Here is a 20527-nt window from a genome sequence, read left to right as displayed (position 1 = left end):
GGACGAGGAGGCCTGATACTTACTAATCAGTCAGTAACCCCAGGGAGTGCTCATGACCGGGAACCTCACCTTCGACTTCACCGCACGCAGCGTGGTGGTGACCGGGGCCCGCTTCGGTCTGCCCCTCTGACCAGGCCCTCACCGTCTCGATCCCCAGGAGCACCCATGTCCCCGCAATCCTTGCTGCTGTCCCGCAACGACATCGACTTCCTGCTCTACGACTGGCTCGACGTGCAGGCGCTGACCTCCCGCCCGCGCTTCGCGGACCACTCCCGGGAGACGTTCGACGCGGTCCTCGACGTGTGCGCCGACCTTGCCGAGAAGCTGTTCGCACCGCACAACAAGAAGAACGACACGCACGAACCCGTGCTCGTCGACGGGAGGGTCCGGCTCAACCCCGAGGTCAAGGTGGCGCTCGACGCCCTCGCCGAGACCGGGGTCCTGGCGGCCACCGCCGATGCCGAGGTCGGCGGTCTCCAACTGCCCCAGGTGGTGCAATCCGCCTGTGCCGCCTGGTTCGCCGCGGCGAACATCGCGACCTGGAGCTACGCGATGCTCACGATCGCCAATGCCGGGCTCCTGCTCGAGCACGGCTCGCCGGAACAGGTCGACAAGTTCGTGCGCCCGATGTTCGAGGGCCGTTTCCACGGCACGATGTGCCTCTCCGAGCCCCAGGCCGGCTCCTCACTGGCCGACATCACCACGCGGGCGGAACCGCAGGCGGACGGGACCTACCGGATCTTCGGCAACAAGATGTGGATCTCGGCGGGCGAGCATGACCTCGGCGAGAACATCGTCCACCTCGTGCTGGCAAAGATCCCTGGCGGCCCGGCCGGGGTCAAGGGCATCTCCCTGTTCGTGGTGCCCAAGTACCTGGTCGAGGACAACGGCACGGCAGGCGACCGCAACGATGTCGTCCTCGCCGGGCTCAACCACAAGATGGGCTACCGGGGCACCACCAACACGGTCCTGAACTTCGGCGAGGGAATGCACCTGCCCGGCGGGCGCGCGGGAGCCGTGGGCTACCTCGTCGGCGAGCCGCACCGAGGGCTCACCTACATGTTCCGCATGATGAACGAGGCCCGAGTCGGCGTAGGGGCGGGCGCGACCGCACTGGGGTACACCGGATACCTGAAGTCACTCGACTACGCCCGCACCAGGACTCAGGGCAGGGCACCGAGTGCGAAGGATCCGGAGTCGCCGCAGGTGCCGTTGGCCGAGCACGCGGACGTGCGCCGGATGCTGCTCGCGCAAAAGTCCTCTGTAGAGGGTTCACTCGCGCTGATCCTCTTCTGCGGCAAAATGATCGACGAGCAGCGCACCGCGGCAACCGCCGAGGAGCGCGACCGGCTCACCCTGCTCCTGGACCTCCTCACCCCGATCGCGAAGAGCTGGCCGGCACAGTGGTGTCTGCAGGCGAACGACCTCGCCATCCAGATCCACGGCGGCTACGGCTACACCCGCGAGTACGACGTCGAGCAGCACTACCGCGACAACCGCCTCAACCCGATCCACGAAGGAACCCACGGCATCCAGGGCATCGACCTGCTCGGCCGCAAGACCACGATCGCAGGCGGCGCCGCGCTCCGGGAACTCGAATCGCTGATCCGGTCCACCGTGGACAAGGCGGCCGCAGCAGACGGTGAAGCGGCCGACCTCGGCCACCAACTGGACGTCCACCTGCACCGACTGATGGAAGTCACCCGGCAGGTCAACACGGAACCGGACGCGACCCTGAGACTGGCGAACGCCTCGCTCTACCTCGAGGCAACCGGTCACATCGTGCTGGCCTGGATCTGGCTCGAGCAGTTCCTGGCGGCCGGCACCGGCGAAGACCACCTACGGCAGGGCAAGCGACACACCGCGCGCTACTTCTACCGATACGAACTCCCCCGCACCCAGCCCCAGCTCGACCTGCTCGCCACCCTCGACCCCACCACCGTGCAATGCGATCCCGCTTGGCTGTGAGACCGGCACCCACCCGGCACCCTGGTCGTCACCCAGCCCACCGCCGGTCGGCGATCTCCTGCTCGTCGGGGAAGACCTCCGGAGCCCACATGAACGCCGATGCTCGCCGGGGCCTGGTGGAGTGCGATCGGATGCGGCCCGACATCAGCAAGCCGGTAGCCGCAGGGAGGTCGGCCGCCGAGATAGCCCCCTCGACCTTGGCCTGCGCCGCCGTGGCCGAGCGGACGGTTGCCGTTCAACGCCCACTGCGGCTCCCCCACCACCGCCTCGTAACCCCGGCCGGGCACCTTGAGCACCTCCAGCAAGCGCGACGCCTCAGGTCGCCGCTTCCACGGAGTCGACCTCGGCTGCCCCACTTCGAAAACTCGGCAGCAATGTCACCGTGCCGCTCCACCAGAGCCCGCGCTCCACAGAGCGGCAGCCGCGAGCTGTTCCCTCAATCGGGAATGCGGAATCCCTCTGCCTTCAAGGCCGCGCGTGCCACGTTCTCATCCTGCTCGGCGGTCCCGCCGGAGATGCCCAGACCTCCCACGCACACGCCGTTGTCGAACAGCGGGAATCCGCCGCCCACCGCCATCAGTCGCGGGTGCTGGGCCAACGGTGCCACGTGCGGATCGGCGACGAGGGAGTTCCAGGTGTGCGTCGAGAGCCGGAATGATGCCGCGGTCCACGCCTTGTCGACCGCGACCTCGGCGGCGAGGAACGGGGTCCGGTCGGCGCGTTCGAAAGCCACCAGATGACCACCGGCGTCGGTGATCGCCGTGGCGACGTCGATGCCGGCCTCGGTGGCTTCCTTGCGCACGGCCTCGATCAGCGCGACGGCGGCGGCGCGGCTGATCGATGGCGCGTTGTGCGTTTTCGCCGGGGTGTGCTCGGTCAATGACATTTTCCCTCTCTCGGTCAACTTCGCGGAACTCATCGCAGTGCGGACTTCGATGTGGGTACGACCCTGGTCACCTTGATCTGGTCGGCGAGCACGAAGCTCTTCACCTTGGGGTCCAACTCGTCCCGCCAGCGGTCGCTCTGGTAGACGTTGGCATAAAGCGCGGTCCGCTCCTGTTCGTCCTCGAACCGGCGGATCCACACGTAGCCGTCCGGGTCCTCTTCGTCCACGAACGACGCCGTGACCGACATTCCCTTTTCCACCTGGAACGGGATGACGGTGTCCTCCATGTAGCGGACCCATTCATCGCGGCGCCCCGGCTGGATCTGGTAGCGGCGGATTTCGTAGAACATCTGATACTCCTTGATACTTCTTGCGGCTGGGGTTCAGGAGGCGACGTGGAGGACGAGTTTGCCGTGGGTGTGGTTGGATTCGCCGCGGGTGTGGGCCTGGGGGATGAACGGTGGCTCGCCGAGCACGCCCGCCATTCCGGCCCCGGCCCGGGTCTTCCAGTCCACCGGGTTGATACCGGCCGCGTGCACCTTGACCCGGACTTCGGTCGGCAGCGGTTCGGGGCGCGGTACTTGCTCCACCGACAGCACGTCGGGGCCGCCGATGCTGTGTTGCAGGACGGCGCGCATCGTTGTGTCGGACACTGGTTTCTCTCCCTGGATTCAGCTGCCCGGAAAGACCGGAACTGTCTTCCCCGTGACACGCGAAACGTATCTCCAGGGATATAGTTACCCGCAAGGGCTAGAACTTCCCAACGGGAAGCATCCAGGTGAGGGGCTTGTCATGACTACCGTATGCCTGACCGAAGACGGCCCCCAGCGTTTCGGTGAGCTCCAACGGCACCTGCAAGGAATCAGCCCGAAAGTGCTGACCCAGACGTTGCGGCGCCTGGAAGAGTTCGGCCTCCTCGATCGCACCGTCTACCCCGCCGTGCCACTACACGTCTGAAAACCGGCGGACACCAGGAAGAGAGGCCGGCGCCGGAACGCGACCGCCGTGTCGGGCATCCAACCGCCATGACCACTTCTTCGCCGGCCGGCGGCAGCGACCATCGTCCTGGCAGACGGGTATGGCGGGTGACCGCTGTGCTCGCGGCATTCCTGCTCACGGCGTCGATCCACGCGCCGGTGCCGGGGTGGGCGGACCCGCTGCCCGGCCGGGAGTGGTTCCTGGACGCGGCCCACTTGGACGCGACCGGGGCGTGGACCCACTCCACCGGCACGGGCGTCACGGTTGCCGTCATCGACGAGACCGGGCTCGACCCCGGCCGGCCCGAGTTGGCGGGCTCGGTCGTCGACAGCGGGTACGCCGACCTCGACTCCACCACCCTGCGTCCGGACGGCGGATCGCAGGGCCAGTTCCACGCCACCTGGGCGGCCCTGTTGATCGCCGGTCACGGCGGTGGCGCCCAGGGCGAGCAGGGCCTCGCGCCGGACGCCAAGATCCTCGGACTGCACCTGCAGACCGCCTCGTACCTACCCGACTCACTGCGTTACGCAGTCGACCACGGGGCCCGCGTGGTCAGCATCTCCCTCGCTTACCGCGACGAGCCCGCCGGTCTGCTCGACGCGGTTCGCTACGCGCAGGACCACCAGGTGATCGTCGTGGCCAGCGCGGGCAATTCGGGAAGTGGCGCCAGTGAACGGAAGTTTCCGGCCGGCTGCCCGGGAGTCGTCGCCGTGGCCGGTAGCGACCAGCACGGCCAGGCCTGGCCCGGCTCCGAATCGGGACCGCACATCACCGTCGCCGCCCCCGCGGTCGACATCCCGCTGGTCTACTCCAACCCGCCCGAACTGACCCTGTCCGGCACCTCCTTCAGCGCACCGCTGACCGCCGCCGAAGCCGCCCTGCTCCTCAGCATCCACCCCGGCTGGACCGCCGGCCAGGTCATCCGCACCATGATCACCACCGCCTCCAGCGGCGGCAGCAGGATCGACGACCGACTCGGCTACGGCACCATCAACCCGGTCGCCGCCCTGAACGCACCACCTCCCACCGACACCACCAATCCCCTGCTTCCCCGCGACGATTCCGCGACGGCCACCGCTGCACCCGCCCCGGCACCACCGCTGTCCCAGCCATCGGCCGCGTCCGCTCCCCCCGCGGGCAGCACCACCCTCTGGCCATGGCTCGCCGCGCCCGCCGGCCTGCTCGCGATCGGCCTCGGCATCGCCTGGCAGAAACTGCGCTCTCGGCGGAGACGAACCCGGCGGCAATAGGTATCCACGACGAACTCGAGACCTGTCCGAACCGTGCCCTACGACGCGTCGCCGTGCCGCCTGCCCGAGTGTCCGTGACCGCCGGTTGGAAAAGGTGCAGTTATGCGCACGAAACGAGGTATGACACTGCTCACCGGTCCGCTCGCCGTGGCGGCGGCCCTGTCGCTCGCACCGGCGGCGGCCCCCCAGACAGTGGCGGCGGATCAACATTCCGTGGTGACGGCCGCCTATCTGCAGCCGCCGGGGCGCGCCAGGACCGCGCACACAAGGTTATCGAGACGGCTCTGTCGCAGGCAGGCAAGAAGCCGTAAGGGCGGCCCGACAGGCCGGCTGCCTCAACAGGCATCGATACCCTCCGCGACGGCACCGTTCCAGGGAGAACGAATACAACAGGGATTACAACGACGGTTTCAACGCGACCTTCGGTACGACCCTCGATATTCTGTGCCGCCGGCGCTGAACCGCGCGGTCGGCCCCGATCAGCCGGTTTCGCGACCAGAAGCCGTAGACCTCGGCCTGGTCACCGGGGTCCACCCCTGCCGCGGCGGCGACGGCTGGCGCCTCTGGGGTTGGGACCTGCGGCGATGAACACCGCGGCCGGATACCGGTCCGCGATCCCGCGCGGGCTCCCGGCTGCCGAAGCGGCCGGGAGCGCGTCCGGGCACCACGGGTTGCTCACGGGCACCCCGGCGCAGGGGTCCGCCATCGTCGGCTGACGAGGCAGCGCGGGCATGACCACCGTGCCGCGCCGCGGGTAGGCGGCCGCGGGCAGGTTAGGCGGGCAGGGGAACAACGCCTGCGTGGCGCAGCCGACCTCGGCGGCGAGCACCGCGTCCGACCCCGGGTCCGGATACACCGGCCAGCCGCAGGTGCCCTGCGTGATCTGCAGCGTCAGCGGCCAACTCGTCGCGGGCACGCCATTGGTTCCGGTGTTGCCGTGGAAGCAGTCGCCCGGCGCGCCGGGCGACTCGGCGGGCGGCAGGGAGAGATCGGCGAGGTCGCCGTTGGTGGGGTTGCCGAACCCGCCGTTGCCGGTGAAGGTGTTGTCCGCGATCTCGTTGCCCCACACGTCGTACAGGCACGGGACGGTGACACCGAACGCGCTGCCGCCCAACACGCCGCCGTGGCAGTCCGGCACGTTGCTCGCGGAAGCGGGCGCGGTGTCCGGAAACACCGTGGTCAGCACCGCCCACGAACCGTTGTTGACGAACCGGTTGTGCACCACCGTGTCGTTGCGCGCGCCCGCCAGGGAGATCCCGGTGCCGACGGGCCCGGAACCGGCGACGCCCACGCCCGGCACGTCGGGATTGTTGTTGTCGTGCACGTAGTTGTTCCGGAACACCCAGCAGGAACGGGTTCCGGTGGGCCCGGTTTCCCCGTTCGGGCAGGTGCCGTCCTGCGGGCTCGGCGGGTCCGCGCTGTTCTGGCTGTTGGTGTCGAACCCATCCTTGTTGTCGTCGAACTCGGAGTTCTGCACGAGCAGATGCCCGCCGGAATTCGTGCCCGAGTAGCCCAGCGCGTTGAACTCCGCGTGTCCCCGGTCGATCACGGCGTTGCAGTCGCCGCACGCGCCGATGTAGTAACCGGAGTCGCTGAAGTTGCTGGCGTAGGTATCGGTCATCGAACCCGGGCCGTCCGAATTGGACACGAAGAGGCCGTACTGGGCGGCGCTTTCCGGGTGCCCGGGGTCGTAGAACGTCGACGTCGCGGAGAGGAAGCTGCCCCACCAGGCGCCAAGGCCGATCCTGCCGGAGTCGTCCCCGCCGTTCCACCAGATCTCGTTCCCGCTGTCCGCGCTGCCCGAGAGGAAGTTGCAGACGGTGAAGTTGTCGAAGGTGACGCCGCTGGTCAGCAGGGCTTCGACTCCGTTGCGGCCGCTCGGTTTGCCCGCGGCGTCCGGAATCCCGTAGTCCTGGTCTGCGGGGTCCGGCGAACAGGGAGCCGCCCCCGGTCTGGTTCCGTCGATCACCACGCCGGTGCGGTCCATGCCCCGCAGGTGCAGGCCCGGCGTGGTGATCAGCACGCCGGCCGGGGCGTTCGGGCTCCGCTGGGGGTCGGCGTAGTCCATCCGCGGGTGGTAGTCGCCGGGGCCGACGAGAATCCAGTCCCCCGGTCCGGCTGCGGCGACCGCGGCCTCGATGCTCGGCTGGTCACCAGCGATCCCGTTCCAGGTCCCCACCCGGAATACGCGTGGCGCGCTCGTGGTGGCGGTTGTGCCGTACGCGGGGACCGAACCGGTCACGAGCGTGGCCAGCGCCACGCCCAGGACCAGGCGGGCCGATCGGGATCGGACGGGCATCGTCGCCTCCTGCCGGTGTCACCGGTACCGGCCATCGATGGTGACACGTCCGCCGCCGTTGGAAAAGCGCTTTCCTCAGCCGACCTGCAGGTCCCTCATTACGCGGTAGTGCAGGTCGGCCATCGGCCCAGTACTGCCGAGGTGTACGGGCTCCAGTTCGACTCGCTCGTCCACCGCCAGTCGGCCTTGCCCAGCAGCACGGGCGCGGTGTGCACGACGATCTCGTCGACCAGGCCCGCGCGGATCACCGGCCCACTCCGCGGCGACCCTGCTCGGGTTGTCGTCCGGCGATCCGGACAGCATCCAGCGAACTATCCTGGTCAGCTCGCCCCCGATGGTCAACGCAGGGGCGGAGCTTGGGGCGCGGAACCGGCTCGAGCAAACGAACCTTCAGCCGTCTGTTCAGCAGCGGACTGTCGATGAGCTTTCATCAGTGGCTGCTGCGTATTCAGCGGCGCTGCTCGAACTCCGCGGCCTAGCGTCTCGTTCCCGCCAACAGCGGCACGGGCAGATTGCATCGGCATCTCGGATACGCCGCGACAAAACGTCTGAAGGGCTTGACCTTGACGGGCACGTCAGCCCTTAACGTCTCGTCTCGTGCCTCTTCCTTCCCTGTCTCGCCAGGTTCACTTGACCCGTCGCCCCGCCACCGACCCGGCCCCGGCCGACTTCACCGTTGCGTCCGTGCCAGTTCCGGAACTGGCTGAGGGCGAGGTGCTGGTGCGTAACACCCATCTCGGGCTGGGCGCGGTGATGCGCGGCCTGATCCTGGGCACGAGCGCCCCACTGCCGCCCTATCCGGTCGACGCCGCGCTGTTCGGACCGGCGGTCGGCGAAGTGATCGACTCGGCCAGCCCCGCCCTGCGGCCCGGGCAGCGGGTGCGGCACCAGGCCGGCTGGCGGGACCTGTCCTGGGGGCCCGCATCCGGATTCACCCCGATCGACGAAACGGTGCTGTCCGATCCCGTGGCGCACCTGCTGCCAGGTCCGGTGGCCTACGTCGGGCTGGCGGCGGTCGGCGGTGTCCGGGCAGGCGACACGGTGCTGGTCACCGGCGCCGCCGGCTCGGTGGGGTCACTGGCCGGGCAGATCGCCCGCCTGCTGGGTGCCGCCCGGGTGATCGGCACCGCCGGCTCCCCGGAGAAGGCGGCGTGGGCCGAGCGCACCCTCGGCTACGACCAGGTGCTCGACTACCGCGACCCCGGCCTCCCTGCCGCGCTGAGCGCGGCCGCGCCGGACGGGCTGGACGTAGTCTTCGACACCGTGGGCGGTACGCAACTCCAGGCGGCGATCAGCATTGCCCGCCCGCGGGCCCGCTTCGCGCTCTGCGGCGCACTCGCCTCCCAGTTCGGCGACGGGCACGGCGGCGTGGAACTGGACCTCATGAGCGTGATCGGCAAGCGCCTGACCCTGGCCGGGTTCACCCCGGCAGACCATCCCGACCTGGTCGCGGCCTGGCCCACTCAGCTCGCGAACTGGCTGGCCGATGGGCAGATCGTGCCGGCCGAGCACCGCGTCGACGGCTTGGACGCCGCTGTCGGTGCCCTCTTGGACTTGTTCGCCGGACGCACCCGCGGCACCGTTGTGGTGCACTTGGACAATGCGGATCACTGAAGCCGCCCGGGCCACCGGGACCACCGCTCGCGCGCTGCGCTGGTATGAACAGCATGGCCTGCTCGACCCGCCCCGCACCACAGCCGGGTATCGCGACTACGGCCAGCGGGAACTGCACCGCATACGCAGTATCCAACTGTTGCAGGCGACCGGTTTCACCCTGACCGACCTGGCCACCTTCGTCACGCTGCTCGACGAACCAGTGCCCGATCGGCTCGCCGGCAACGGCCCTGCCTCCCCACGCTGCGCCACCGCCATCGCCACCACCCGCGCCCGGCTCGCCACCCTCGAACGGCACCTGATCGAGATCACCGCGCTGCGCGATCGTCTCGCGACTCTTCTCGACGACAGACCCGAATCAGCGGAGGTAGACCAGTTGACCTGACAAGTCTCTCTGCATCAAACGGGACGCCGAGCAGGGGCGAAGGTCCAGTCAAAACGTGCTGCTGGGTTGCGGCGAGCGGCCGGCGCGCTGGTCGCCTGTTCGGCGACAACCCTGTACTGCCCTGCCCGGGGATTCCATTGCGCGGCAGCGTGAGCCGTTGAATACATCGTTATACGCCTTTCTCGCGCCGGTGGTCGTGCAAACCACGAACTCTCCACGACAACAGTCCCGAAGGGTCATAGCCAGGGTGTTCGCGTGAACCATGTCCTGTACGGGATCGCCGCCAATCCGGCCCTGCCGTCAGAGCTGGTCGATCGGCTGATCGAGATCGCGGATGAGGAGATGGCCATCGCACTCGCGGATCGCGTGGATCTGAGCGTGACGCAGGCTGTCGCGCTCGCCGCCCGGCGCCCGGCGACCGTGGCGCGGCTTGTCGTCGCTGGGCTGCTCACCACGGACGTGGTTGATCCTGCGAAACAGCCGCGCGCTGCGCTTGCCCTGCTCGCGAAGGGAGCTGGTAACCCTGCGTGGGCACGCGAGCTCGCGACGGATGCCGTCGTCGAGCACAGGCTGACGCTGGCCGGCTGTCCTGGTCTTGCCGCCGATGTGGTGGACGTGCTCGCTGCCGACCCCGACCCTCGGGTTGTCGCGGAACTCGCGTTGTGGACGACATCGGCAGTAATTGCCGCGCGGCTTGCCGAGCATCCGCATGCCGAGGTGCGCAGCGCGGCGGCTCTCAACGAGGCGACGCCCCCAGCCGTGCTGGCTGCACTGCTCACGGGCGAAGGACTTCTGGCTGCGACCAGGTGCCTGGTCTGCGACCGCGAGGAAATCCCGTTCGTGCACGATCCGCACTGCCCGCGTACCGACTGTACTCTGCGGCCGGGTGCCGCCTGTCACGGTTCCCACGAATCCACCGTCACGGAAATGCACCACCGAGCCCTGCGAAATCCGGCTTCGCCCGCAGCGGCCGTAATCGCCTTCGCCGACCATCCCTCGATGTTGCTGCGCCAACAACTCGCCGCCCGGCTCGACCTGCCACCGGCAATCCACCGGCGACTCGCCGAGGATCCGATCCCCGGTGTCCGCAGCGAACTCGCCGAGAACCCCGCGATCGACGACACCCTGATCCGCGTGCTGGCCCACGACCAGGGCCATGACGTCCAGCGCAGACTCGCCCACAATCCGAACGTCCCGCTCGACGTACTCAACGACCTGGCCCGCACCACCAAAATCGGCCCGACCCTGCTTCCGCGGATCGCCGCCGCCTCCCCCGTCGAAGTCCAGGAACTGGCCGCCTCACCAAATCCGGTGATACGGATGCTCCTGGCCCAACGGCGTGACCTCCCGGCGAAGGTCAGGGAAACGCTTGCCGCCGACCCCGACGCCAAAGTAGCCAAGTCCATCGCGCCGCACCCGGGCCTGCACGAAGCCCATCTGCGCACCATGATCGAAAGGCACGGAGTAAAGGTCCTCGCCGCCGTGGCCATGAACCCGGATGCCTCGCCGGCACTACTGCACGATCTGGTCCGGCACGAGCCAGCGGCACGAAAAGCTTTCCGCGCAATCGCCCGACACCCCAACGCGACCGCCTCAGCACTGCTCGCTTGCCTATCCGACAAACGGGCAAGGCCACACGCTGCGGGCCACCCCGCCCTGCCGCCCTTGGTCATCACTCAACTGCTCAACGACGACGACTGGCAAACAGTGGAAGCAGCAGCCGCCAATGCGTTCCTCCCGCTCGCAGCCATAAAACCACTGATCCCGGGATCTGTTCCCTGATCGGTGTTTCCGGCCCGCCAGGCTGATTCCGGCACTGCTGCACGGCTGTCCGATGTGCAGGACAGCCTCGACAAGGTGACCGAGGTGGTCCAGCAACGCCGTTGTGCCTGCCCTTGGCCCCGTGGCACAGTCGATGCCATGGGGGATCCTTGGGCGGCTGCGGGGTTCAGCCGGGACGCGGTGATCGACGGCGTACTCGCTCACTGGCAGGAGTTCCGGCGTGGCGTATCGGCGGACGAGGGCGACCGCTTGTTCCGAGCGTGGCTGTTCGGCGAGGTCGCGGCGGAGAGCAGCGACAACGACCACTCGTTCGCCCTGTTCGAGATCGGGATGGGGATCGGCCTCCGAGGCCTGTTCGACGACGCGTTCCTCGTGCTCGGCTGGCTCGCGCAGCACTACGCCGGCCACTCCGACCCCCGCCTCGCCTGGCGGGTGATCATGGGCTTGACCGATGACTGCGTGCACCTTGCGGTCGACAGCCCGGAACACAGCTCCGCCGCCCAGCGGGTGCTGCGGGAGGCTGTCGACCGCGCCGGTACGAGCGCATCCGTCGAGCTCGAGAGGGCGGTCTGCCGGGCGCTCGTGCAGATCGCGCTGCTGCGCGGCGCGGCGGGCACACCCTGGGACACCCGCCGAGCCCACGTCGACGAGATATGGGCCGAGATCGCGCAGCGCTGGCAGCGAACCACGGACCCGGAGTTGCAGAGCCGCGTCGCCCAGGCGCTCGTCAACTCGGCGCTGCTCGCCCTCCAGTTCGGCGACGAGCCCGCGGCCCGGCGCGCGTTCGCCGAGACTGTCGAAAGGCTCGGCGACACACCGCCCGGACTGGATGAGGATCTGGACCGCTGGGTGGCGATCGCACGGTACGCCGACCGCGTCCTGGACCGAATCGCGTTCGCCGAGCCCGAATTCCAGCTGGGCTACCTGCGACGAGAGCGCTACTGGTACCCGGACAGCCGCACGGAGGACGTGATCGTGGAACAGGCCCGTCGCGTGCACACGCGATCGGCCGGGACTCTGCGATCCTGGGTGTGCGCAGGCCAACCATACGTGCTTTTGCTGCGGAACTTCGAGATGACCGAGCGATCCGGCATCACCTCGGCCGAGTTCATGCTGGACGAGGACCCAGCCGATCACACGACGGTGATCAGTTACCGGGATGCGGAGTCCGTGCTCGCCGATCTCGACACCATGGTGCCGCTGATCCAGGTTGCCAGCACCACCGCCGGTCACCTGGAGGTCGACCGGTACGCCGGCAAGTTCGTCGCGAGCAACCGGCTCTACCTGCCAGGCGCGACGTGGTTCCAGACCGTGTGCACGCTGATCGCGGCCGCCGGCCAGATTGTCGTCTGGGCCGACGAGCTGACGCCCGCGCTGTCCAGCGAACTCGCCGAACTGGTCGCCCAAGGGCGCACCGACGACACCGTGATCCTGCTCGAACCCTGCATGCCCGACCCTCTCGGGCAGGCGATCCTTCCGCGCCGCGCCGGCGAACCGCTCACCAGCGACCATCCCGCACTGGCCCCGTTCCCGAACCGGATCGACGGTGCCGGACTCAAGGGCAGGGGCGTGCACGATTGCCCCGGGCTGGAGCGAATCGTGCGGCGCCTCGACGAGATCGCGGAACAACCGGTCGGCCCCCGACAGGAGCAGGTGCTTGCCCGGCTGCACGAGCAAGCGGCGAGAGCGGCTGACCCGACGGCACCGTAGCTTGTGCGCTGCCGTCGGCCGGCCGGCAGTATCCACAGTAGACGAACCATCTGGTGAACCGTCCGCCTCGGCAGGTGCAGGGCGTTGCCGAGGCCCCGCGGCGTCGCGACATCCGGATAGCGGCAACACGGCGAACAGCCAGGGGTTTCCTCATTGCGGCACCGTCTCCCGGGCGCGCCACTCCCCCGGCGCCCCGTTCAGGCGGTGGCGTTCGTGGATGTAGACCGCCTGGCCGATCGCGCCCAGCATCATGCCGAACGAGCCGATGATGAACAGCCAGATCGCGGACTGCTCGGCCCACGACCACAGGAACAGAACGCTCCCGACGAAGAAGATGACGTTACCAGCCACGCCGATCACGAGGTGGACCGTCGGGAACTCGCGGATGAAACCCCTCATGCTCATGTCTCCCGGGTGTCCGGTGTGACTCCTCGTGAAACCACCGCGAGTCTTTTCGCCAACTCGTTTGGTCCCGTCCGGCCGTGGTAGGTGGAGTGGGAGTTCCCCCCGAAGCCAGGAGGTCGGCGATGTGCCGCTTGTTCGGTTTGTCCGCAAGTCCAGAGCGCGTGAGTGCGACGTTCTGGCTGCTGGAGGCGCCGGACAGCCTCGCGCGGCAAAGCCGCCGCGAACCGGACGGCACCGGGCTCGGCACCTTCCGCGCGGACGGGACCGCACTGGTGGAGAAACAACCGCTGGCCGCCTACCAGGACCGAAGCTTCGCCGAAGAGGCCAAAGAACGGGAATCCGCCACGTTCGTCGCACACGTCCGCTACGCCTCCACCGGCGGACTGGACCCGCGCAACACCCACCCGTTCACCCAGCACGGCCGGATCTTCGCACACAACGGAGTCATCGGTGATCTGACCACATTGGACAGTGAACTCGGCGAGTACCGGGACCTGGTGTGCGGCGACACCGATTCGGAGCGGTTCTTCGCCCTCATCACCCGCCACATCGACCGGCACGACGGCGACATCACCGCCGGCATCACCACCGCCGGCCGCTGGGTCGCCGGACACCTGCCCCTTTACGCCATCAACCTCGTCCTGACCACGCCCACCGAGCTCTGGGCCCTGCGCTACCCCGCAACACACGACCTGTTCGTGCTCCAGCGCACCGCCGGTGGCACCCACGGCGACCGCCACCTCGACCACGCCAGCCCCGCCGGGCGCATCCGCGCTCGTTCCGGCGCACTGGCCCGGCACCCCGCCGCCGTGGTGGCGAGCGAGCGGATGGACGAAGACCCCGGCTGGCACAACCTGCGCTCCGGCGAACTGCTGCACGTCGGACCGGACCTGACCCTCACCCACCGGATGATCCTCGACCAGCCACCCCGCCACCAGCTCACCCTCGACGATCTCGGGGCCCACGCGAAGGCGTCGCAATCCGGCCAATGACCCGCCACGACCACTGCCGAAAAGGAGCGCCGCCATGCCACTGGCCCACTCGTCCGGCCCGGAGCGCACCGGCCGCAAGGAGCTCGGGGTCAACCCCGTCTTCACCCGCGAACCCGTGCGCATCCCCCGCGACCGGCTCCCGGAGGGTGAACTGGATGCGGCGACCGCCTACCAGATCGTGCACGACGAACTGATGCTCGACGGCAACGCCCGGCTCAACCTCGCCACCTTCGTCACAACCTGGATGTCGGAAGAGGCACGGACCCTGATGGCCGAGTGCTTCGACAAGAACATGATCGACAAGGACGAGTACCCGCGTACCGCCGAGCTCGAGCAGCGGTGCGTGCGGATGCTCGCCGACCTGTGGCACGCCACCGACCCCGACCACCCCACCGGCTGCTCGACCACCGGTTCGAGCGAGGCGTGCATGCTGGCCGGTCTGGCTCTCAAGCGGCGCTGGCAGCACAGCCGCCCCGAGGAGGGGCGGAACGGGGCCCGGCCGAATCTCGTCATGGGCATCAACGTGCAGGTGTGCTGGGAAAAGTTCGCCAACTACTGGGACGTCGAGGCCCGGCTGGTGCCGATGGACGGCGACCGCTTCCACCTCACCGCCGAGGAAGCGGTGAAGTACTGCGACGAGAACACCATCGGCGTGGTCGCCGTGCTCGGATCCACCTTCGACGGCAGTTACGAACCGGTGGCCGACATCTGCGCCGCGCTTGACCGGTTGCAGGCCGAACGCGGCTGGAACATCCCCGTCCACGTCGACGGCGCCTCGGGCGGCATGATCGCCCCCTTCTGCGACCCAGACCTGGAGTGGGACTTCCGGCTGCCCCGCGTGGCCTCCATCAACACCTCCGGGCACAAGTACGGGCTCGTGTATCCCGGTGTCGGCTGGGTGGTGTGGCGCGACGGCGACGCACTGCCCGACGACCTCGTGTTCCACGTCAACTACCTCGGCGGCGAGATGCCCACCTTCGCCCTCAACTTCTCCCGCCCCGGCGCCCAGGTCGCCGCCCAGTACTTCAACTTCATCCGCCTGGGGCACGACGGGTACCGGCGCGTGCAGCGGTACTGCCGCGAGGTGGCCTCGGAACTGGCCGACCGCATCGCCGGACTCGGCGCCTTCCGGCTGCTCACCGACGGCAGGCAACTCCCGGTTTTCGCCTTCACCCTCGCCGAGGGCGAGACCGGCTACTCCGTCTTCGACGTCTCCGCGGCCCTGCGCGAACACGGTTGGCTCGTGCCCGCCTACACCTTCCCCCGCCACCGCGAAGACCTCGCCGTGCTGCGGATCGTCGTGCGCAACGGCTTCACCCACGACATGGCCGACCTGCTGCTCGACGACCTCCGCCGTGCCTTGCCCCGGCTACGGGGCCAGGACAAACCCCAGCACGGCACCGAATCCGCCACCTTCTCGCACGGCGCGGAGTCCGGCCACACCGGGATCCACCACGCGGGAAAGGAGCCCGGACGCCCCCGCTGACGGCCTTTCCGCGAAGCCGAACTCCGGCCTGGACGCCACCGGCCTCGGACAGCCGGTCGACGAGCGTCATTCGGATCACACCCACAGGGTGTCGGTGCCGTCGCGGAGGGAGGGCTCGTCCCCGGCCTCGGTGAACGCGGTGAGCGCGCGCACCAGCCCACGGCGGGTGCTCACGGGCATGCGGGCGACGATGCGGGTGATCTCCGCGCGCCGCCGCTGGGTCACCTCGGCCACGACGGCCGCCCCGGTTTCGGTGAGCGACACGACGAGTTCACGTCGCGAGGCGGGGTTGGCCTCCCGGCTGACCAGGTCGGCGGCCACGAGCCGGTCGACCATGCGCGTGGCAGTGGAGGGGTTGACCGCGAGGTACTCGGCCAGCGTGGTCAGCTTCAGCGGCCCCCGGCTTTCCAGCACGACCAGCAGCCGGAACTGCGGGATCGTGATCGACTCGTCCACCGACGCGATCGAGCGGGCCGACACCGCGACCAGCAGCCGTGAGGCGGTGAGCACGGCGTCGGTCATGACATCCACGTCGTCCGGGGCAGGCTCGGCGGTGGACGACGTGGCCGGGCCGGAGGTCACAACGGTACGCGGTGGACGACGTGGGGACATAGCACTGTTTTACCCCATCCCGGAACATGTGCTGTGCGCAAGTGTTGCATACTGCAATAGTGACTGTGGCCCAGAACCGCACCCAGCCCGCCGCAACCGCCTCCGTCCCCGTACCCCGGCACCAGCCACTGGCCCGGTGGCTGCGGGAAAGCCCGACCGGTCTGCTGGTGCTCTCGGTGGCGATCGGGGCGGGTTCGGGGCTGGGCGCGGTCGCGTTCCGCTGGTTGATCACGGCGTTCACCCGCCTGTTCTCCGGGCACGCCGACTACGCGGCCGCGGGCGGGCAGGCCCACCCCTGGCTGCCCGCGCTCGGCCCGTGGTTCCTGCTGATCACGCCGGTACTGGCCGGGCTCGTCTACGGCCCGCTGGTGCATCGCTTCGCCCCGGAGGCCCGGGGCCACGGGGTGCCGGAGGTGATGTACGCGGTGGCCGAACGGGGTGGCCGCATCCCCGCCCAGGTCACCGTGGTCAAGGCGCTCGCCTCGGCGATGACCATCGGCTCGGGCGGCTCGGTGGGGCGTGAAGGACCGATCGTGCAGATCGGCTCCGCACTCGGCTCCACCCTCGGGCGGCTCGCCCGGCTGCCCGAGTGGCGGTTGCGCGTCCTGGTCGCCTGCGGCGCTGCCGGGGGCATCGCGGCCACCTTCAACGCCCCGCTGGCCGGGCCGTTCTTCGCGATGGAACTGATCCTGCGGGACTTCGCCGCCGAATCCTTCGGCGCGGTGGTGCTCTCCAGCGTCACCGCCAGCGTGGTCGGACGGGCGGTGTTCGGCAACGCCGCCTTCCTCAGCCTGCCCCCGTTCGCGCTGCGCAATCCCGTCGAATACCTGCTCTTCGTCGCGCTCGGCATCGTCGTCGGTTCCTGCGGCGTGCTGTTCACCCGCGTGCTCTACCTCGTCGAGGACGCCTGCGACTGGCTCTGGCGCGGGCCCGAGTGGCTGCGCCCCGCCGCCGGCGGGCTCCTCCTCGGCGGACTCCTCCTGCTGCTGCCCGAGATGTACGGCGTCGGCTACCCCGTCCTGCAGAACGCCGTCCAGGGCCGCTACGTCCTCGGCTTCCTGCTCCTCCTGCTCGCCGGGAAGATCCTCGCCACCAGCCTGACCATCGGCATCGGCGGCTCCGGCGGCGTGTTCGCGCCCTCGCTGTTCATCGGCGCCATGGGCGGCACCGCCTTCGGCATCGCCGCGCACACCGCCCTGCCCGGCCTGACCGCGTCCCCGGGCGTGTACGGACTGATCGGCATGGGCGCCGCCTTCGCCAGCGCCGCCCGCGCCCCCATCACCGCCGTGGTCATCCTGTTCGAACTCACCGGCCAGTACACCATCATCCTGCCGATGCTCACCGCGATCGTGGTCGCCACCCTCACCGGGAAGGCCCTCTCCCGCGACACCATCTACACCCTCAAACTCACCCGCCGCGGCGTCGACCTCACCCAGCACCCGCAAGCCCGCCGAGCCGCCCGCCTGCCCGCCGCAGCCGCCCTCGAACCGCTCCCCCAGCCCCTCGGCCACGACACCGGCCTCGAAACCGCCGCCCGCGCCCTGGCCCTGTCCGGCCACGGCATCCTCCCCGTCCTCGGCCCCGGCGGCGACTACCAGGGCTGCGTCACCGCCCAAGCCGTGGCCGAAACCCTCAGCAACGACCAAGCGGACGCGCGCACCGTCGGCGACCTCGCCGAGCTCCCACCCCTGCTCACTGGCGAATCAACCGTCAACGAAGCACTCGACGCCCTCACCGGCGCCCAAGGCACCGGCCTCCCCGTCCTCGACCCCGAAACCCGCACCCTCACCGGCTGGATCACCCACCAGTCGATCCTCACCGCGCTCCGCGGCCAGGAGCAAGGATGAGACTCGTCGACCACGCGCCCCGCGGGCTCCTCCGCGCCTTCTTCCGCGCCCCCATCGCGCTCTACCGGAACGGACTCGGCGCCCTGTTCGGGCACCGGCTGCTCTACCTCGTCCACAAAGGACGCAAATCCGGACTGCGGCGCGAAACCGTCCTGGAAGTCGTCGCCTACGACCCAGTGCGGCCGGAAGCGGTGGTCGTCTCCGCCTGGGGCGAAAGCAGCGACTGGTACCGCAACATCACCGCCACTCCCGCCCTCGAACTCAGGCTCGGGCGGCAACGCTGGGCACACCCCGGCCACCGCCTCCTCGAACTCGACGAAACGGTGCGCATCCTGCGCGGCTACCGCGACCGGCACCCCCGCGCCTGGCGGCACCTGGCACCGATGATGGGCATCCCCCTCGATCCGGCCGACCCGTCCGCCCGCGACGCCGTGATCAGGCTGCGCGCCGTCGCCTTCACGCCCACCGACTGAGGTTCGTCCTCCACAGATGGACTGAGTGCACGTGCGAATGGTTCCGGCCGGACGCTACGGGCCGCGGGTCCGGTCCCGCACCGAATCACCCAGCGTCACAACCGAACCGTCCGTGAAAACCATTGCGGTGCAGCCGAACGTGTTGTCACTGCCGACGAGGCCGGATCGTGCGGGGAGATTCGCGAGGGTCACGTTTCCGGTGACCTCCCACACGGCCAGCACGGCCGCGGCCGAGGTGCCCTTGCGCAGCAGCGCACCGGCCGCCTCTTCGGTGATGATCGTCTTGTGCGCATCGACCCCGGTGAAGTCGGCCTGCGCGGCGATATCGGCGTCGCGTGGTGCGGGTAGCCCGGCGATGCCCAGTTCCGACTGAAGGTCGGTGCGGATGGTGGATACGCAGCGGTCGGTCGCCGCACCCTTGTGAAAGTGGTGGTCCCAGAAGGCTGTGACGCCGAAATAGCCTGCGACGGCAGCGATGACGAGCCCGGCGCCGATGGCGCGGAGAGTTCGCGGTCGAACCCGTCGGCGTTTGCCTGGTCGATCTCGGACACAGTCGCGGCGGCGTAGATTATGCGCTGCGCGTTGGTCTCCAGATCGTCGATGAACCTGTGCGACTGGGTTCGACGGGCCAACCTGGTCTTCGTACTCCCAGTCCGCGGCTTCGTCGAAATCCCATCCGTCGTCCACGTCACCGAACCCTACTTGAGGCTCCCTACCCCGCGCGGGCAGCGCCTGCACCCAGCATGGAAGCGACCCACCAGACAGGAGTCCGCGAAGTCAGCCTCGTGCCGATGCGAAGGGGTTGACGCCGGTGAGATCGACGCTGGCGGCCCACAGGCGCGCCGCCAGTTCGGTGTCGGCTAGCGCTTCCCACACCGGTTCGAGCCGGGGTTCACCACAAAGTCCGAACACCCGGGGACCCCACACCTGCCCGCCACGGACGGACGGATCGATACCTGCGATCCGCTCTGGCCGCCCGCCGGACCGGAAGCCGGATCAGCTCGCTGTGTGCGCGAGCAGGTCCTCCGCGACGGCCGTGACGGCGTGGGCCGGGAGCCCGTGCCCGACACGATCAAGCCGGACGAGACGAGCGTTGGGGATCTCGGCGGCGAGCGCCTCACCGTTGCCGATCGGGAAGAACGGGTCGTCCTCGCCGTGCAGCACCAGTGTCGGCGCGGTGATCTCGCCGAGCCGCTCGCGCCAGCGCGGGCCATGGTCGGCGAAGGCGATGTTGCTCGTCGCACACTTGACGTTGGTGGTGCGGGCGAAAACGGCCTCGGCGTACGCACGAGCGCAAGCCTCGTCGAACGCGCCCGCCCCGGCGAACGTCCTGGCCTGCAGCACGAGGCGATCGACCACGGCTCGCCTGTCCGACCAGTCTGGTTCCGGGGTGTTCCTGATCACCTCCATGACCGCGTCGTGGTGTCCGGGCAGGTCGTCGTCGACCGGGCCGGGCGCGTTCGGCCGGCTGGCGAACAGCGTGAGTGTGGCGACCCGCTCGGGATGGCCGAGGGCGAGCAACTGGGCGATCCAGCCGCCGGTCGACATCCCCGCGACGTGCGCACGCCCGGTCGCGGTCACATCGAGCACGCCGACCGCGTCGTCAACGAGGTCCGCGAGGGAGTAACCAGGCTTGCCGGGCGGATACGACTCCGAGCGGCCGGTGTCGCGGACGTCGTAACGGATCACCCGTCGCCCTCCGGCCACCAGCCGCTCGCACAACTCGTCGGGCCAGCTCAACATCGACGACCCGACGAGCAGCACGCTCGGATCGTCCACCCTGCCCCGCACCTCCACGCAACTCTGCGCTCCGTTGATCACGACCATGCGCTCACTCACC

At 69.2% G+C, this 20527-nt stretch carries 20 protein-coding genes; 11 read left to right on the top strand and 9 right to left on the bottom strand.

What is annotated here, in order from left to right; all coding sequences use genetic code 11:
* Positions 1-165: 165 nt before the first annotated feature.
* Positions 166-1968, top strand: a complete 1803-nt coding sequence (locus tag ORV05_RS13240; protein ID WP_268758787.1) for an acyl-CoA dehydrogenase — start codon at positions 166-168, stop codon at positions 1966-1968.
* Positions 1969-2404: 436 nt separating this feature from the next.
* On the opposite strand, the gene ORV05_RS13235 is transcribed toward ORV05_RS13240, so the two are convergent.
* The 3 genes from ORV05_RS13235 to ORV05_RS13225 are packed head-to-tail and all read right to left on the bottom strand — an operon-like array spanning position 2405 to position 3507.
* On the bottom strand, positions 2405-2854 hold the full coding sequence (locus tag ORV05_RS13235; protein ID WP_268758786.1) for a GlcG/HbpS family heme-binding protein: 450 nt from the start codon (positions 2852-2854) through the stop codon (positions 2405-2407).
* Positions 2855-2883: 29 nt separating this feature from the next.
* Positions 2884-3204 (bottom strand): NIPSNAP family protein, encoded by a 321-nt coding sequence (locus ORV05_RS13230; protein ID WP_268758785.1) that lies wholly within the window; start codon positions 3202-3204, stop codon positions 2884-2886.
* Between the two features lie 33 nt (positions 3205-3237).
* Positions 3238-3507, bottom strand: coding sequence for an MDR/zinc-dependent alcohol dehydrogenase-like family protein (locus tag ORV05_RS13225; protein ID WP_268758784.1), 270 nt, complete (start codon positions 3505-3507; stop codon positions 3238-3240).
* A gap of 139 nt (positions 3508-3646) precedes the next feature.
* On the opposite strand from ORV05_RS13225, the gene ORV05_RS13220 reads away from it, so the two are divergent.
* The gene (locus ORV05_RS13220; protein ID WP_268758783.1) at positions 3647-3811 is read left to right on the top strand and encodes a winged helix-turn-helix transcriptional regulator; all 165 of its coding nucleotides are present in this window, start codon (positions 3647-3649) and stop codon (positions 3809-3811) included.
* Positions 3812-3939: 128 nt separating this feature from the next.
* Complete coding sequence (locus ORV05_RS13215; RefSeq protein WP_268758782.1) at positions 3940-5082, top strand: S8 family serine peptidase; 1143 nt, start codon at positions 3940-3942, stop codon at positions 5080-5082.
* Between the two features lie 520 nt (positions 5083-5602).
* Here ORV05_RS13215 and ORV05_RS13210 read toward each other — a convergent pair.
* Both ORV05_RS13210 and ORV05_RS13205 read right to left on the bottom strand, forming a co-directional pair.
* Complete coding sequence (locus ORV05_RS13210; RefSeq protein WP_268758781.1) at positions 5603-7381, bottom strand: right-handed parallel beta-helix repeat-containing protein; 1779 nt, start codon at positions 7379-7381, stop codon at positions 5603-5605.
* A gap of 98 nt (positions 7382-7479) precedes the next feature.
* Positions 7480-7629 (bottom strand): hypothetical protein, encoded by a 150-nt coding sequence (locus tag ORV05_RS13205; protein ID WP_268758780.1) that lies wholly within the window; start codon positions 7627-7629, stop codon positions 7480-7482.
* Between the two features lie 349 nt (positions 7630-7978).
* Between ORV05_RS13205 and ORV05_RS13200 the strand changes: the two genes are divergently transcribed.
* From ORV05_RS13200 to ORV05_RS13185, 4 genes are all read left to right on the top strand, one after another.
* Positions 7979-8995 (top strand): MDR family NADP-dependent oxidoreductase, encoded by a 1017-nt coding sequence (locus ORV05_RS13200; RefSeq protein ID WP_268758779.1) that lies wholly within the window; start codon positions 7979-7981, stop codon positions 8993-8995.
* Positions 8982-9380, top strand: a complete 399-nt coding sequence (locus ORV05_RS13195; RefSeq protein ID WP_268758778.1) for a MerR family transcriptional regulator — start codon at positions 8982-8984, stop codon at positions 9378-9380. The genes ORV05_RS13200 and ORV05_RS13195 overlap by 14 nt, the downstream gene beginning before the upstream one ends.
* A 255-nt stretch (positions 9381-9635) precedes the next feature.
* Complete coding sequence (locus tag ORV05_RS13190; protein ID WP_268758777.1) at positions 9636-11162, top strand: hypothetical protein; 1527 nt, start codon at positions 9636-9638, stop codon at positions 11160-11162.
* Positions 11163-11300: 138 nt separating this feature from the next.
* The gene (locus ORV05_RS13185; RefSeq protein WP_268758776.1) at positions 11301-12872 is read left to right on the top strand and encodes a hypothetical protein; all 1572 of its coding nucleotides are present in this window, start codon (positions 11301-11303) and stop codon (positions 12870-12872) included.
* A 150-nt stretch (positions 12873-13022) separates the two neighbouring features.
* Here the strand turns inward: ORV05_RS13185 and ORV05_RS13180 are convergent, their stop codons facing one another.
* A complete protein-coding gene (locus tag ORV05_RS13180) occupies positions 13023-13271 on the bottom strand; it encodes a YrhK family protein (RefSeq protein WP_268758775.1) in 249 nt (82 codons plus the stop codon).
* Positions 13272-13438: 167 nt separating this feature from the next.
* On the opposite strand from ORV05_RS13180, the gene ORV05_RS13175 reads away from it, so the two are divergent.
* Positions 13439-14269 carry a class II glutamine amidotransferase gene (locus ORV05_RS13175; protein WP_268758774.1) on the top strand — a complete coding sequence of 277 codons (831 nt, stop codon included), beginning with the start codon at positions 13439-13441 and terminating at the stop codon, positions 14267-14269.
* Between the two features lie 34 nt (positions 14270-14303).
* Complete coding sequence (locus ORV05_RS13170) at positions 14304-15755, top strand: glutamate decarboxylase (RefSeq protein ID WP_268758773.1); 1452 nt, start codon at positions 14304-14306, stop codon at positions 15753-15755.
* 75 nt (positions 15756-15830) lie between these two features.
* Here the strand turns inward: ORV05_RS13170 and ORV05_RS13165 are convergent, their stop codons facing one another.
* Positions 15831-16277, bottom strand: coding sequence for a MarR family winged helix-turn-helix transcriptional regulator (locus ORV05_RS13165; RefSeq protein ID WP_268758772.1), 447 nt, complete (start codon positions 16275-16277; stop codon positions 15831-15833).
* Positions 16278-16426: 149 nt separating this feature from the next.
* Here ORV05_RS13165 and ORV05_RS13160 point away from each other — a divergent pair, with 149 nt between their 5' ends.
* On the top strand, positions 16427-18214 hold the full coding sequence (locus ORV05_RS13160; protein WP_268758771.1) for a chloride channel protein: 1788 nt from the start codon (positions 16427-16429) through the stop codon (positions 18212-18214).
* Entirely contained in the window at positions 18211-18687 is a 477-nt protein-coding gene (locus tag ORV05_RS13155) for a nitroreductase family deazaflavin-dependent oxidoreductase (protein ID WP_268758770.1), read from the top strand. The genes ORV05_RS13160 and ORV05_RS13155 overlap by 4 nt, the downstream gene beginning before the upstream one ends.
* Positions 18688-18741: 54 nt before the next feature.
* Here the strand turns inward: ORV05_RS13155 and ORV05_RS13150 are convergent, their stop codons facing one another.
* Complete coding sequence (locus ORV05_RS13150) at positions 18742-19374, bottom strand: hypothetical protein (RefSeq protein WP_268758769.1); 633 nt, start codon at positions 19372-19374, stop codon at positions 18742-18744.
* A gap of 309 nt (positions 19375-19683) precedes the next feature.
* The gene (locus ORV05_RS13145; protein WP_268758768.1) at positions 19684-20526 is read right to left on the bottom strand and encodes an alpha/beta fold hydrolase; all 843 of its coding nucleotides are present in this window, start codon (positions 20524-20526) and stop codon (positions 19684-19686) included.
* Position 20527: the final 1 nt, after the last annotated feature.

Source organism: Amycolatopsis cynarae, from assembly GCF_026802195.1.
Classification (GTDB): Bacteria; Actinomycetota; Actinomycetes; order Mycobacteriales; family Pseudonocardiaceae; genus Amycolatopsis_E; species Amycolatopsis_E rhizosphaerae.
This window is presented reverse-complemented; position numbering and strand designations above follow the sequence as displayed.